16 protein-coding genes are annotated in these 14,609 nt (G+C 58.4%); 7 read left to right on the top strand and 9 right to left on the bottom strand.

The annotated features are described in order from the left end of the window. Positions 1-97 precede the first annotated feature (97 nt). The 3 genes from AC4ANE_RS16830 to AC4ANE_RS16820 are packed head-to-tail and all read right to left on the bottom strand — an operon-like array spanning position 98 to position 1,775. Entirely contained in the window at positions 98-805 is a 708-nt protein-coding gene (locus tag AC4ANE_RS16830) for an arginyltransferase (RefSeq protein ID WP_010214796.1), read from the bottom strand. 48 nt (positions 806-853) lie between these two features. Further along, positions 854-1,543: a leucyl/phenylalanyl-tRNA--protein transferase gene (aat, locus tag AC4ANE_RS16825; RefSeq protein WP_002553997.1), complete on the bottom strand. Its 690-nt coding sequence runs from the start codon at positions 1,541-1,543 to the stop codon at positions 854-856. 40 nt (positions 1,544-1,583) lie between these two features. Continuing rightward, a complete protein-coding gene (locus AC4ANE_RS16820; protein ID WP_044320342.1) occupies positions 1,584-1,775 on the bottom strand; it encodes a hypothetical protein in 192 nt (63 codons plus the stop codon). Positions 1,776-2,011: 236 nt separating this feature from the next. Here AC4ANE_RS16820 and ftsK point away from each other — a divergent pair, with 236 nt between their 5' ends. From ftsK to cysG, 6 genes are all read left to right on the top strand, one after another. Then, positions 2,012-4,417: a DNA translocase FtsK gene (gene ftsK, locus AC4ANE_RS16815; RefSeq protein ID WP_460408417.1), complete on the top strand. Its 2,406-nt coding sequence runs from the start codon at positions 2,012-2,014 to the stop codon at positions 4,415-4,417. A gap of 76 nt (positions 4,418-4,493) precedes the next feature. After that, positions 4,494-5,117, top strand: coding sequence for an outer membrane lipoprotein periplasmic chaperone LolA (gene lolA, locus AC4ANE_RS16810; protein WP_002553995.1), 624 nt, complete (start codon positions 4,494-4,496; stop codon positions 5,115-5,117). Positions 5,118-5,135: 18 nt separating this feature from the next. After that, positions 5,136-6,458 (top strand): replication-associated recombination protein A, encoded by a 1,323-nt coding sequence (locus AC4ANE_RS16805; RefSeq protein WP_002553994.1) that lies wholly within the window; start codon positions 5,136-5,138, stop codon positions 6,456-6,458. Further along, positions 6,458-6,832 (top strand): fluoride efflux transporter CrcB, encoded by a 375-nt coding sequence (gene crcB / locus AC4ANE_RS16800; RefSeq protein WP_002553993.1) that lies wholly within the window; start codon positions 6,458-6,460, stop codon positions 6,830-6,832. Before AC4ANE_RS16805 ends, crcB begins: the two co-directional genes overlap by 1 nt. Positions 6,833-6,848: 16 nt before the next feature. After that, the gene (serS, locus tag AC4ANE_RS16795; RefSeq protein WP_002553992.1) at positions 6,849-8,129 is read left to right on the top strand and encodes a serine--tRNA ligase; all 1,281 of its coding nucleotides are present in this window, start codon (positions 6,849-6,851) and stop codon (positions 8,127-8,129) included. After that, positions 8,130-9,524 (top strand): siroheme synthase CysG, encoded by a 1,395-nt coding sequence (gene cysG / locus AC4ANE_RS16790; protein ID WP_460408416.1) that lies wholly within the window; start codon positions 8,130-8,132, stop codon positions 9,522-9,524. 51 nt (positions 9,525-9,575) lie between these two features. Here the strand turns inward: cysG and AC4ANE_RS16785 are convergent, their stop codons facing one another. The 6 genes from AC4ANE_RS16785 to tusD all read right to left on the bottom strand — a co-directional run bounded on the left by AC4ANE_RS16785 (position 9,576) and on the right by tusD (position 13,068). Continuing rightward, positions 9,576-10,574 (bottom strand): glutathione S-transferase family protein, encoded by a 999-nt coding sequence (locus tag AC4ANE_RS16785; protein ID WP_031594954.1) that lies wholly within the window; start codon positions 10,572-10,574, stop codon positions 9,576-9,578. Between the two features lie 108 nt (positions 10,575-10,682). Further along, positions 10,683-11,684 (bottom strand): glycosyl transferase family protein, encoded by a 1,002-nt coding sequence (locus AC4ANE_RS16780; protein WP_460408414.1) that lies wholly within the window; start codon positions 11,682-11,684, stop codon positions 10,683-10,685. Then, a complete protein-coding gene (locus AC4ANE_RS16775; RefSeq protein WP_002553988.1) occupies positions 11,681-12,016 on the bottom strand; it encodes a TusE/DsrC/DsvC family sulfur relay protein in 336 nt (111 codons plus the stop codon). Before AC4ANE_RS16775 ends, AC4ANE_RS16780 begins: the two co-directional genes overlap by 4 nt. Next, positions 12,013-12,312: a sulfurtransferase complex subunit TusB gene (gene tusB / locus AC4ANE_RS16770; RefSeq protein WP_002553987.1), complete on the bottom strand. Its 300-nt coding sequence runs from the start codon at positions 12,310-12,312 to the stop codon at positions 12,013-12,015. The genes AC4ANE_RS16775 and tusB overlap by 4 nt, the downstream gene beginning before the upstream one ends. Beyond that, a complete protein-coding gene (gene tusC / locus AC4ANE_RS16765; protein ID WP_002553986.1) occupies positions 12,312-12,674 on the bottom strand; it encodes a sulfurtransferase complex subunit TusC in 363 nt (120 codons plus the stop codon). The genes tusB and tusC overlap by 1 nt, the downstream gene beginning before the upstream one ends. 1 nt (position 12,675) lies before the next feature. Next, on the bottom strand, positions 12,676-13,068 hold the full coding sequence (tusD, locus tag AC4ANE_RS16760) for a sulfurtransferase complex subunit TusD (protein WP_002553985.1): 393 nt from the start codon (positions 13,066-13,068) through the stop codon (positions 12,676-12,678). A gap of 234 nt (positions 13,069-13,302) precedes the next feature. On the opposite strand from tusD, the gene AC4ANE_RS16755 reads away from it, so the two are divergent. After that, the gene (locus AC4ANE_RS16755) at positions 13,303-14,604 is read left to right on the top strand and encodes an MFS transporter (RefSeq protein WP_002553984.1); all 1,302 of its coding nucleotides are present in this window, start codon (positions 13,303-13,305) and stop codon (positions 14,602-14,604) included. The last annotated feature ends 5 nt before the right edge of the window (positions 14,605-14,609 follow it).

The following is a 14,609-nucleotide window of genomic DNA, read 5'->3' as shown; positions in this document are numbered from 1 at the left end:
TAAAGCCCTCGGTATACAAATGAGTGGCCCGGTGCAAGTGGCGCCAGGCAAAAGCGGCGTGCATTGTGCCCGAAAAAACCAGTTTAAGCCAAGGGGTTCAATACAGAGTGACCCATCTTTGATTGGTAAGTAGCTCAATGGGCCGATATTGGGTCTTGTAATTCATCTTTTTGCAGTTTTTGATCCAGTAACCCAGGTACACCGCCTGCAGTTGAAGTCTGGCGGCTTCGGCGATCTGCCACAAAATCGCGTAACGGCCCAGACTGCGGCGCTCTTCATCAGGTTCGTAGAACGTGTAGACCGCGGAAAGGCCGTTGGGCAAAAGGTCGGTGACCGCAACTGCCAGCAGTCGTTGGTCGACGCGAAATTCGTAAAAACGCGAAAAGGGCAGGTCGCGAACCAGAAATGTCGAAAACTGTTCACGGCTGGGTGGAAACATGTCGCCGTCAGCATGCCGTTGCTCTATGTAACGTTGATAAAGATCGAAATATTCCTCGGTGAAGGCCGGTCTGGTGCTTTGCACCTGTACATCGGCATTACGTTTCAAAATCCTTTTTTGCTGTCTGTCGGGTACAAACAGGTTCACGGGGATGCGCGCGGGCACGCAAGCGCTGCAGTTCTGGCAGTGGGGGCGGTAAAGATGATCGCCGCTACGGCGAAAGCCCATGTCCGAGAGGTCGGCGTAGACCTGCACATCCATTGGCTGGCTGGGGTCCAGAAACAGGGTAGTCGCCTGCTCTTCAGGCAGGTAACTGCAGGTGTGCGGTTGAGTGGCATAAAACTTCAGCCTCGCCAGCTCTGTCATGGTCGTCGCCTAATGGTAAATCCTTACCTGTGAGTGTATGCCAGCCTGTCAAACTCGCCTAGATGACCAGTCGGCACCGCTTGGCTGATCAAGATGCCCGGACAGATAGTCGGCAAAAGTCTGCCGAGGAATCGAGCGTGCGCCGAAACTGTGAAGGTGTTGGGTCGGCATCTGGCAATCGATCAATACAAAACCCCAGTCGGTCAGGTGCTGCACCAGCGTGGCGAATCCGACTTTGGAGGCGTTGTCTGCACGGCTGAACATGGACTCACCGAAGAACAGCTGGCCCATTGCCAGGCCATACAGCCCGCCGACCAGTTCATTCTGATCCCAGACCTCGACGCTGTGCGCATGGCCGCGTCGGTGCAACTCAAGATAGGCATCCTGCATCGAGCCGGTGATCCAGGTTTCATTGGCGTAACTTCTCGGCGCAGCGCAGGCCTTGATCACGCTCGCAAAATCCCGGTCGAAGGTCACGTGGTAGCGAGACTGGCGCAACATTTTGCCGAGGCTGCGCGAAACATGCAGTTCTTCGGGAAACAGTACGGTACGCGGATCGGGAGACCACCAGAGAATCGGCTGGCCGTCCTGAAACCACGGAAAGCAGCCGTGCCGGTAGGCATTGATCAGGCGATCGGCTGACAGGTCTCCACCGGCGGCAAGTAATCCGTTGGGCTCGCGGAGGGCTTTCTCCAGTGGCGGGAAATCCAGGCTATTGCGGTTCAACCAGGTCAGCATGGCATCACAACTTTGCGGAAGGGGAGGGCGCACCCGCCTGTCAGTGCAACTCTGTGCGGCAGGCGTGGTCACAAGCGGTTGTCATTATGGCGCGTACCTGGCACATACGGTAGGGCAAGAGCGCGGCGATGATGGTGCAGCCCTTGAAGTTGTGGGCGGTTGATAGAAACACGTCATAAGCCTTTGTCACAAAACGGAATGCATGCTCAAATTGAACATCATCAGCGAACATGAAAGCATGTCCCGCATTGCGGAACTGTCTGAAGTCGGTCTGACGCGTTTTCGTACAGACCCCAGCGCCTGTAAAGCCGTACAATGCCCGCTTTGGGCGTTATCATTCAAACGTCTGCCGAACGGGCTTCCCGATGTCTGCTATCCCTGTTCATGCGGGAGCATTCAGCGCCGTCCGACAGCCGTTTCTGGTCAATCAACGAGATGTTCGCGCTACAGCGCAGGAATTAAAGCGTTTTGAAGAAATCCACCCCAGCACCCAGCGCTGTTCCGCTTTGGCGGCAGCAATTGCACTACCGGCTCAAGGAAGGGGCCCTGATCGCCTTTGGCGCCCTGTGCCTGTACCTGATAATGGCATTGTTGACCTACGATCAGAGTGATCCCGGCTGGAGCCACACCAGCAGTAACGCCGCGCAGGTGCAGAACGCTGCGGGGCGCGCAGGTGCCTTCTGTGCCGATATACTGTTCATGATCCTGGGCTATTTCGCCTATATCTTCCCACTGCTGCTGGCAATCAAGGCCTGGCAGGTGTTTCGTCATCGTCACGAACCCTGGCAGTGGAGCGGCTGGCTCTTCTCCTGGCGTCTGATCGGGCTGGTATTCCTGATACTGGCGGGCGCGGCGCTGGCGCACATTCATTTTCACTTTTCGGCAGGCTTTCCGGGCTCTGCTGGCGGCGTGCTGGGCGAAGTGCTGGGCGATCTGGCCAAGAAAGCCCTGAACATCCAGGGCAGCACTTTGCTGTTCATCGCCCTGTTTCTATTCGGTCTGACAGTATTTACCGATCTGTCATGGTTCAAGGTCATGGACGTCACCGGCAAGATCACCCTTGACCTGTTCGAACTGTTCCAGGGGGCGGCGAACCGCTGGTGGACCGCCCGTGCCGAGCGCAAGCAGATGGTCGCGCAGTTGCGTGAAGTCGACATGCGCGTCAACGATGTGGTCGCGCCCGTTGCACCTGACCGTCGCGAGCAGGCCAAGGCCAAAGAGCGCCTGATGGAGCGCGAAGTGTCGCTGAGCAAACACATGACCGAGCGTGAAAAGCACGTGCCTGCGGTTATTGCGCCAGCCCCTTCAAAGCCTGCAGAACCGAGCAAGCGGGTCATGAAGGAAAAACAGGCCCCGCTGTTCGTTGACAGCGCAGTCGAAGGCACCTTGCCGCCCATCTCCATCCTTGATCCGGCAGAAAAGAAGCAGCTCAACTACTCGCCAGAGTCCCTGGCGGCGGTCGGTCATCTGCTGGAAATCAAGCTCAAGGAATTTGGTGTCGAGGTCTCGGTTGACTCCATCCATCCCGGCCCGGTCATTACCCGTTACGAGATTCAGCCGGCCGCTGGCGTCAAGGTCAGTCGCATTGCCAACCTCGCCAAGGACCTTGCCCGCTCACTGGCGGTCACCAGCGTGCGCGTGGTCGAGGTGATCCCGGGCAAGACCACCGTCGGTATCGAGATCCCCAACGAAGACCGCCAGATCGTGCGCTTCTCCGAGGTGCTGTCGACCCCTGAATACGATAATGCCAAGTCGCCGGTCACCCTGGCGCTGGGCCACGACATCGGCGGCAAGCCGGTGATTACCGACCTGGCCAAGATGCCCCACTTGCTGGTGGCCGGTACGACCGGTTCCGGTAAGTCGGTTGGTGTGAACGCCATGATCCTGTCGATCCTGTTCAAGTCCGGCCCGGAAGACGCCAAGCTGATCATGATCGATCCGAAGATGCTTGAGCTGTCCATCTACGAAGGCATTCCGCACCTCTTGTGTCCGGTCGTTACCGACATGAAGGACGCTGCCAACGCCTTGCGCTGGAGCGTTGCCGAGATGGAACGCCGTTACAAGCTGATGGCGAAAATGGGTGTGCGTAACCTTTCGGGCTTCAACCAGAAGGTCAAGGATGCGCAGGATGCCGGGGAGCCACTTGCCGATCCGCTGTACAAGCGGGAAAGCATTCATGACGAAGCGCCGTTGCTGAGCAAGCTGCCGACCATCGTGGTAGTGGTGGATGAATTCGCCGACATGATGATGATCGTCGGCAAGAAGGTTGAAGAGCTGATCGCCCGTATCGCCCAGAAGGCTCGTGCGGCAGGTATCCACCTGATCCTCGCGACACAGCGTCCATCGGTGGATGTGATTACCGGTCTGATCAAGGCCAACATCCCGACGCGCATGGCGTTTCAGGTGTCGAGCAAGATCGATTCCCGGACCATCATCGATCAGGGCGGTGCCGAACAACTGTTGGGCCATGGCGACATGCTATACATGCCGCCGGGCACCAGCCTGCCGATTCGCGTGCACGGCGCGTTTGTTTCCGACGAGGAAGTGCATCGCGTGGTAGAAGCCTGGAAACTGCGTGGTTCGCCTGACTACAACGACGATATTCTCGCCGGTGTGGAAGAGCCCGGCAGCGGCTTTGATGGCGGTGGCGGCGAAGGCATTGAAGACAGCGAAAGCGACGCGCTTTACGATGAGGCGGTCAAGTTTGTACTCGAAAGCCGCCGCGCATCGATTTCTGCCGTGCAGCGCAAGCTGAAGATCGGCTACAACCGCGCAGCGCGCATGATCGAAGCAATGGAAATGGCTGGCGTCGTGACCTCCATGAATACCAACGGATCGCGTGAAGTTCTGGCTCCAGGACCGGTGCGCGACTGATTTTTATCACCCCGAACTGCGGCGGCAGCGTGCAAGTCACGCTGCCGCATCATCATCGACTTCAAAGAGGAATCCCATGCGTCTTATCCGCATGCTGTTGGCCACCGCACTGACCTTCTCCGTGATGTCCGCCCATGCCGACAGCAAGGACGTGGCACGCCTGACCCAGTTGCTGGAGAAATCCCAGACCCTGACCGCACGCTTCTCGCAATTGACGCTGGACGGTGGCGGCACGCAATTGCAAGAGACTACCGGCGAAATGACGTTGCAGCGTCCAGGCCTGTTCAACTGGCACACCGATGCGCCACAGGAGCAGTTGATGGTTTCCGACGGCAAGAAAGTGTCGTTGTGGGACCCTGATCTGGAGCAGGTCACCATCAAGAAGCTCGATCAGCGCCTGACCCAGACCCCAGCCTTGCTGCTGTCCGGTGACGTGTCGAAGATCAGCGAAAGCTTCGATATCACGGCGAAAGAGGCGGGTGGTGTGATCGACTTCGTGCTCAAGCCCAAGACCAAGGACACCCTGTTCGACAGCCTGCGTTTGTCATTTCGTAACGGCATCATCAACGACATGCAACTGATCGACAGCGTGGGCCAGCGCACCAATATCCTGTTCACCGGCGTCAAGGCCAACGAGCCTGTTGCGGCCAGCAAGTTTCAGTTCCAGATTCCCAAGGGTGCTGATGTCATTCAAGAGTAAAAGGGTTAATTCCTGATCATGGATCTGTTCAGCCGTGAACCGATAGCTCAGCCTCTGGCTGCACGTTTGCGTGCTACCAATCTGGATGAGTACGTCGGTCAGGAGCACGTGCTTGCCCACGGCAAGCCTCTGCGTGAGGCACTGGAGCAGGGTGCGCTGCATTCGATGATTTTCTGGGGCCCGCCCGGTGTGGGCAAGACTACCCTGGCGAGGCTGCTGGCCAAGGTGTCGGACGCGCATTTCGAGACTGTTTCCGCCGTGCTGGCGGGGGTCAAGGAAATTCGTCAGGCAGTGGAAGTCGCCAAACAGCAGGCCGGGCAATATGGCAAACGCACGATTCTGTTCGTCGACGAAGTGCACCGCTTCAACAAGTCGCAACAGGATGCGTTCCTGCCTTATGTCGAGGATGGCACGCTGATTTTTATCGGCGCTACTACCGAAAATCCTTCGTTCGAACTCAATAATGCCTTGTTGTCCCGTGCCCGTGTCTATGTGCTCAAAAGCCTGGACGAGGCGGCGCTGCGCAAGCTGGTCCATCGTGCTCTGACCGAGGAGCGCGGGTTGGGCAAGCGCCAACTGACCCTGAGCGATGAAGGCTTCACGATTCTCATGGCCGCCGCTGATGGCGATGGTCGGCGCATGCTCAATCTTCTGGAAAACGCGTCCGATCTTGCCGAAGACGGCAGCGAGATCGACGTCGAGCTGCTGCAGAGCCTGCTGGGTGACAGCCGACGTCGCTTCGACAAGGGCGGCGAGGCGTTCTATGACCAGATATCGGCTTTGCACAAGTCAATACGTGGTTCTGATCCCGACGCAGCCCTGTACTGGTTTGCCCGGATGATCGACGGCGGCTGCGATCCGCTGTATCTGGCGCGTCGCGTGGTGCGCATGGCCAGTGAAGATATCGGCAATGCAGATCCGCGCGCCTTGCCGCTGTGCATGTCGGCCTGGGACGTGCAGGAGCGTCTGGGCAGCCCCGAGGGCGAACTGGCAGTAGCGCAGGCCATCGTCTATCTGGCCTGTGCGCCAAAAAGCAACGCGGTTTACATGGCCTTCAAGGCTGCAATGCGCGAAGCCGGCGAGCATGGTTCGCTGGAGGTTCCGCTGCATTTGCGCAATGCGCCGACCAAGCTGATGAAGCAGCTCGGTTATGGCGAAGAATACCGATACGCCCATGACGAGCCTGAAGCCTATGCGGCAGGTGAGGACTACTTTCCGGACGAGCTGGAACCACGGCAGTATTACCAGCCTGTGCCACGCGGTCTGGAACTCAAGATCGGTGAGAAGCTCAGGCATCTGAGCGCATTGGACGATGCCAGTCCCCGCCAGCGGAGAAAGTGATGATCCAGACCATTCTTGCGGTGTCGATTGCCGGGATCGCTGGTACATTATTGCGTTTTGCAGCGGGTACCTGGGTAAGCGCCAACTGGCCACGACATTTTTACGCAGCAACGCTTGCGGTCAACATCGTAGGGTGCCTGATAATCGGCGTACTGTATGGATTGTTTCTGCTGCGCCCGGAAGTGCCCATCGAAATTCGTGCCGGCTTGATTGTCGGCTTTGTAGGCGGTCTGACGACCTTTTCATCCTTTTCACTGGATACGCTGCGCCTGCTGGAAAGCGGGCAGGTACCGCTGGCCCTTGGTTATGCCGGTATCAGCGTATTCGGCGGGCTGCTCGCAACCTGGGTTGGCCTGTCCCTGACCAGACTTTGATAGACGAGAGAACGATATGCTCGATTCCAAACTGTTACGTACTCAACTTCAGGACGTAGCGGATCGCCTGGCTTCCCGTGGCTTTACACTGGATGTGGCGCGCATTGAATCGCTGGAAGCCCAGCGCAAGGTGGTGCAGACCCGCACCGAACAGCTGCAGGCCGAGCGCAATGCACGTTCCAAATCCATCGGTCAGGCCAAGCAGCGCGGCGAAGACATTGCGCCGTTGATGGCTGACGTCGAGCGCATGGGCAACGAGCTGAGCGAAGGCAAGGTCGAGCTGGACGGCATTCAGGCCGAGCTGGATGCGCTGGTGCTGAGCATTCCGAACCTGCCTCACGAATCGGTGCCGGTCGGTGCTGACGAAGAAGGCAACGTCGAAGTGCGTCGCTGGGGTACGCCGACTGCCTTCGATTTCGAGGTCAAGGATCACGTTGCTCTGGGCGAGAAGTTCGGCTGGCTCGACTTCGAGACCGCTGCCAAGCTGTCCGGTGCGCGTTTTGCGTTGCTGCGTGGCCCAATCGCGCGCCTGCACCGTGCGCTGGCGCAGTTCATGATCAATCTGCATATCAACGAACACGGCTACGAAGAGACCTACACGCCTTATCTGGTGCAGGCACCTGCGTTGCAGGGTACAGGCCAGTTGCCCAAGTTCGAGGAAGACCTGTTCAAGATCACCCGCGAAGGCGAAGCTGATCTGTACCTGATTCCGACCGCGGAAGTGTCGTTGACCAACATCGTGTCGGGTGAAATTCTCGATGCCAAACAGCTGCCTCTCAAGTTTGTTGCCCACACCCCTTGCTTCCGTAGCGAAGCGGGTGCGTCGGGTCGTGACACGCGTGGCATGATCCGCCAACACCAGTTCGACAAGGTCGAGATGGTTCAGATTGTTGCGCCTGAAGACTCCATGGCTGCGCTTGAATCGCTGACCGGCAACGCCGAGCGCGTTCTGCAGTTGCTGGAACTGCCGTACCGTACGCTGGCGCTGTGCACCGGCGACATGGGTTTCAGTGCCGTGAAGACGTACGACCTGGAAGTGTGGATTCCAAGCCAGGACAAGTACCGCGAAATCTCTTCGTGCTCCAACTGCGGTGATTTCCAGGCGCGCCGCATGCAGGCCCGCTGGCGCAATCCGGAAACCGGCAAGCCGGAACTGGTCCACACCCTCAATGGGTCGGGGCTGGCGGTGGGTCGTACACTGGTCGCGGTGCTGGAAAACTACCAGCAGGCGGATGGGTCGATTCGTGTGCCCGAGGTGCTCAAGCCTTACATGGGCGGCCTTGAGGTCATCGGTTAAATGGAATTTCTGCCGCTGTTCCATAACCTGCGTGGCAGCCGGGTGCTGGTGGTCGGCGGTGGTGAAATTGCCCTGCGCAAATCACGCCTGATTGCCGACGCTGGCGCAGTGCTGCGCGTGGTTGCGCCAGAAATCGAGGCCCAACTGAGCGAGCTGGTCGTCCAGAGCGGCGGTGAGATGATCCTGCGTGGCTACAGCGAAGGCGATCTTGATGGTTGTGTGCTGATTATTGCCGCGACGGATGACGAGCCGCTCAATGCCCAGGTTTCCCATGACGCCCGGCTGCGCTGCGTTCCGGTCAATGTGGTGGATGCCCCGGCGTTGTGTACGGTTATCTTTCCGGCGATTGTCGACCGCTCGCCATTGGTGATCGCTGTGTCCAGTGGTGGCGATGCGCCAGTGCTGGCACGTCTGATCCGTGCCAAGCTGGAAACCTGGATTCCCTCCACCTATGGGCAGCTCGCCGGGCTGGCTGCGCGCTTTCGCAATCAGGTCAAAGGTCTGTTTCCGAATGTGCAGCAACGCCGAGCGTTCTGGGAAGATGTTTTTCAGGGTGCCATTGCCGACCGCCAGTTGGCCGGGCAGGGGGCCGAGGCCGAGCGTCTGCTGATCGCCAAGATCGCTGGCGAGCCGCCGCCGGAGACCGGCGAGGTGTATCTGGTCGGTGCTGGCCCCGGTGATCCTGACTTGCTGACTTTCCGGGCCTTGCGCCTGATGCAGCAAGCGGATGTGGTGCTGTATGACCGCCTTGTCGCGCCTACGATTCTGGACCTGTGCCGTCGCGATGCCGAGCGTGTCTATGTCGGTAAACGCCGTGCAGAGCACGCTGTTCCGCAGGAACAGATCAACCAGCAACTGGTTGCACTGGCCAAGCAAGGCAAGCGAGTGGTGCGCCTCAAAGGCGGCGATCCATTTATCTTCGGCCGTGGCGGTGAGGAAATCGAAGAGCTGGCTGCGCATGGCATTCCGTTTCAGGTGGTTCCGGGTATTACCGCCGCCAGTGGTTGTGCGGCGTATGCCGGTATACCGCTGACGCACCGTGATCACGCACAGTCTGTGCGTTTCATTACCGGTCACTTGAAAAACGGCACCACAGACCTGCCCTGGTCCGACCTGGTTGCGCCTGCTCAGACGCTGGTGTTTTACATGGGGCTGATCGGTTTGCCGGTCATCTGTGAAGAGCTGATCAGGCATGGTCGCTCTGCCGACACGCCTGCTGCGCTGGTCCAGCAGGGCACGACGGCCAATCAGCGTGTGTTTACCGGCACTCTGGCCAATCTGCCGCAACTGGTTGCCGAGCATGAGGTGCATGCGCCAACGCTGGTAATCATCGGCGAAGTGGTCAAGTTGCGTGAAAAACTGGCATGGTTCGAAGGGGCTCAGGCGACTGTCTGAAGCCGATTACGGATAGCCCGTTCGGGCTATCCATCCTTTTTTGCCAATCTGTCAATTGCTCCAGACACCCTCACCGGACAGCCGCTCCCGGTCGTGACCTGCCTGCAGATCAAGCGCTGGACCCTTGGGTATGATGCCGGTCGGATTGATGGTGCGATGGCTCGCGTAGTAGTGGCCCTTGATGTGCTCGAAGTTCACGGTCTCCACGATACCTGGCCATTGGTACAACTCACGTAGCCAATTGCTGAGGTTCGGGTAATCCGCGATGCGCCGCAGGTTGCACTTGAAGTGGCTGTAATACACCGCATCGAAGCGCACGATGGTGGTGAACAGGCGTATGTCGGCTTCGGTCAGGTGTTTTCCCGTCAGGTAGCGCTTTTCGCCCAGCAGGTTTTCCAGCACGTCCAGTTCGGCAAACACATCATTGAATGCATCTTCGTATGCCCCCTGCGAGGTGGCGAACCCGGCCCTGTAGACACCGTTGTTGACGTTCGGATAAATCTGCTCGTTGAGCTCGTCGATGCTCGCCCGCAAGGCTTGCGGATAAAAGTCCAGCGTGTTGCCGGTCAATTCGTCGAATGCGCCATTGAACATGCGAATGATTTCCGCAGACTCATTGCTGACGATGCATTTCCGCTGTTTGTCCCACAGCACAGGGACAGTAACGCGTCCGGTATAGCTGGGATCATCGGCCGTATAGCGTTGGTGAAAGAACTGGAAGTCATCCAGTGCATCGCCGCTGGAGCCTTTCTGCTTATCGAAAGTCCAGCCATTTTCCAGCATCAACCAACTGACCACTGAAACGCCGATCAGGTTTTCCAGTCCCTTGAGCTTGCGTACGATCAGTGTGCGGTGTGCCCACGGGCATGCCAGTGAGACATACAAGTGGTAGCGGCCGGCCTGTGCAGCAAAACCGCCCTCACCGGATGGCCCCGCTTGTCCGTCGACTGTGACCCAGTTGCGTCGTTGCGCATTTTCGCGCTGAAAGGCGCCATCTTTGCTGCTTTCGTACCACTGGTCTTGCCAGTGTCCTTCGACCAGAAGACCCATGTCTGACTCCCATTTCCAGGTTGTAGAGCTTGGAGGTCAGCCAGGGCGCATCGGTTCGACCTAAAACGCGCAAGATTATGGGGGCTGGTGATCGTCACAGCCGATAGGTCAAAGGTTCTTGGCGCGGCGATCCCAGAACACTCGGGCTTGCTCGAAAGCGTCGTCGCGAGCGACACCCAGGCCGCGCAGGGCAAGCGCGATTGTCGATATCAACGCCAGTTGCGGGTAGCTTTCTTCGATTTCCCCGCGCCATAAGGCCAACAGTTGCTGCGGGTCGAGTGTCGCCGGTTTTACGTGACGGCGCGGCGAAAGCGCTGGCCACTCCTCGTCCCAAGGCTGGCCGCCAGTGGTGCCGTACAAATGGCTGATGGTGTCCGGATTAATCTCGATTTCGCCACCGTCACCCTTGACCACAATGGCGTTGTCGCCCAGCAGGCTGCTGGCATCGCGATGCACGCTCTGATAGCCCGGATGAAAGATGCTTTGCAGGCCGCAACGGGCCTGAAGCGGGTTGAGAATGCGTGCCAGAGAATGAATGGGGGAGCGCAGGCCCAGCGTGTTGCGCAGATCAATCATGCGTTGCAGCTGCGGTGCCCAGTCCCCTAGCGGAATGAACGCTATATTGCCTTGCTCAAGCGAGGTTTCGACTGCTGACCAGTTGCGGCACGGGGGAATATTCAGCAGGCCGAGCAATTGTTCGGTGTACAGGCGTCCAGCAGTATGGGCACCGCCGCCGTGCAGGAGGATCTTCACGCCGTTTTGCGCCAGACACTTGGCCGCCAGCAAGTACCACGGCAGATGACGCTTTTTCCCTGCGTAGGTCGGCCAGTCGATATCGACCTGAATCGCCGGAGCATTCAGGCGTTCGCGCACGGCTTCGGTAAACCCCGCCAGTTCCTCAGGGCTTTCTTCCTTATGGCGCAGCAGCATCAGGAATGCCCCGAGCTGAGTGTCCTCGACTTTCTCATCGAGCAACATGCCCATGGCCTCTCGCGCTTCTTCGCGCGTCAGGTTGCGCGCACCGCGTTTGCCTTTGCCCAGAATGCGCACAAATGTCGCAAAGGGATGCTCTTCAGGTGTTTCGGTAACAAGCGCGGCGTAATCGTTCATATGCAATTGGTCGGTTTAGGCAGGCCCGCCAGCTTGGCGGCGAGTTTGGCGGGAGTGCCGTTGAACAGGCGGTTGAGGTGCATGCTGTTGCCTTTTTCCGTACTCAGCTTCAGTGCGGTGTATTTGATCAGCGGCCGAGTGGCTGGCGAAAGCTGAAACTCGGCGTAGAAATCCCGCAGCAACTGGAGGATTTCAATGTGCTCGGCACTCAGGGCGATACCTTCCTCAGCGGACAGGGCGTGGGCGACGTCCAGCGACCAGTCGTTGAGGTCCTGCAGAAAGCCATCCTTGTCCAGTTCGATGCTGTGCCCGTCAATCGTCAACTGTTTCATAGCCAGGTATTGACCTTGTCGAAGCGTAAGGACAGTTCCACGAAGGCAGGGTAGTCGATGCTGTTTACTCCGGCGGGCAGTGGCAGATTGCGTGCCTTGAAGTCTTCATCAAGCACAAACAACTGCAATGAATCGGCCAGGGGCTGTAGGGATTTCAATGGTGCGCATGACGGCGTCAGTGCATAAGTAGCGTCGCCACAGAGCAATACACCGTCGTCACGGCCCAGCAGGCGCAGGCAGCTTTCCAGTCGGGTGTCGGCAAAAGGCGAATGGGAGAGAACGTGCAAAGTAGCCATCAGATCGTAATCACCTCGTCGTAGCGGTCAAAAAGTGCCGACAGTTCGGAGCGTGTGTACAACTGACTGATTTCTTCGCTCAATGCGCTGGCAGGGATGCCGCGCTCGGTCAGGCTTTGCCCGCAGGCATACAGGTCTTCAACGCCGAACATCGACAGGGCCTTGAGGTTTGCGGTCAGGTCTTTCTGTTGCAGGGCGTCGGGCAACTGCTGCGGCGACAACTGGAAAACCCCGTCATCCAGAAACAGCAGTCCGACCGACAGATCGAATGCACCACCCGCCAGCACGATGTCCAGCGCTTCACGGGCACCGGGACCGGACCACGGCGATTGACGGCTGACTACCAATAATGATCTGGGCATGTCACGGCCCTCCAAAGCAGATCAAACGATCAGCCGATTGCACGGCATCGTGCAACTGCCCCAGCCCGGACAATTCCCAAGGCTCCCGCAGATTCGCCGCTGGCCGCTGATAACGCTCGGCCTCTTGGGCATCAAGCACGCCACGACGCAGCGCGGCGGCGATGCATACCACGCCATCCAGGTGGTGTTCGGCGATGAAGTCACGCCATTGCAGGGCCATATCCTGCTCATCCTGAGGCGTCACGACATTGGCCGACGCGCTGTGTACGCCGTCTTGATAAAAAAACAACCGGACGATCTCATGTCCGCCTGCGAGTACGGCTTTGGCGAACAGCAAGGCTCGTCGCGAGGAGGGCGCATGGGCGGCGGAAAAAAGCGAGATGGCGAATTTCATGATCGGCTCTGCCAACAAAACATCCGCAATGATAAAGAATTCAAGGGCCGACGTGTGAGTTTGGCGCGGTTCGACCTGCAAGCGCTGGGTCAGGGCGCAACCGTCTGAGTGTCGATTGATGTTCATCGGGCATCAATCGATGAAAACATAGCACTTATCGTTTCAAAGTGTGTCCGGCAGACTCCTTACCCATAAGCGCTTACAACACTCTAATAAGATCGCTGGAGAACACTGATGCACAGCTCATCCCCATCAGGAACAGGCAACACCCGGTCGAAGGCCGGAGCAGTATTTCGCGTCACTTCAGGCAACTTCCTCGAGCAATTCGACTTCTTCCTGTTTGGCTTTTACGCCACCCAGATCGCCTCCGCCTTTTTCCCGGCCAGCAGTGAGTTTGCTTCGCTGATGATGACCTTCGCGGTCTTCGGTGCGGGCTTCCTGATGCGCCCGTTGGGTGCCGTTATTCTGGGCGCTTACATCGATGACGTGGGCCGGCGCAAAGGCTTGATCGTGACTCTGTCGATCATGGCCAGTGGCACGCTGTTGATTGTCCTGGTGCCCGGTTACGCGAGCATCGGCTTGTGGGCACCGGCATTGGTGCTGGTCGGCCGCTTGCTGCAAGGCTTTTCCGCAGGCGCGGAATTGGGCGGCGTGTCGGTGTATCTGGCAGAGATGGCGACACCCGGCCGCAAGGGCTTCTACACCAGTTGGCAGTCAGGCAGCCAGCAGGTGGCAATCGTTGTCGCCGCCGCGCTGGGTTACGGCTTGAACCAATGGATGACACCTGCTGCTGTCGCCGACTGGGGCTGGAGAATTCCGTTCGCCATCGGCTGCCTGATCATCCCGTTCATTTTCCTGCTACGCCGCAGCCTGCAGGAAACCGAAGAGTTCGCCACGCGCGCTCACCGTCCGACCATGCGACAGGTGTTCGCGACGCTGCTGCAAAACTGGCGCGTGGTGATTGCCGGCATGCTGATGGTGGCGATGACTACCACCACGTTTTACCTGATCACCATTTATGCACCGACATTCGGCAAAACCGTACTCAATCTGAATACCTCCGATGCGCTGCTGGTGACGTTGCTGGTCGGTGTCTCCAACTTTATCTGGCTGCCGGTCGGCGGCATGTTGAGCGACCGTTTCGGACGCAAGCCGCTGCTGGTAGCGATGACCCTGCTGACCATCATCAGCGCTTATCCGGCGCTGTCCTTTCTCGCTCAGGCGCCAAGCTTTGCTCATATGCTGGAAGTGCTGTTGTGGTTCTCGTTTCTCTACGGTTTGTATAACGGCGCGATGATTCCGGCGCTGACTGAAATCATGCCGGTAGAGGTACGGGTGGCCGGTTTTTCTCTGGCCTATAGCCTGGCGACAGCAGTTTTCGGCGGTTTCACCCCGGCAATCTCGACCTGGTTGATCCATCTGACCGGTGACAAGGCTGCACCTGCTTACTGGATGACGTTCGCTGCAGCTTGCGCGCTTGGCGCGACCCTGGTGCTCTACCGGCACCTTTCGGTTCGCCCGCAACTGGCTGTTTAATAAAG

This window comes from Pseudomonas sp. Pme6b, assembly GCF_058129925.1.
This window is presented reverse-complemented; position numbering and strand designations above follow the sequence as displayed.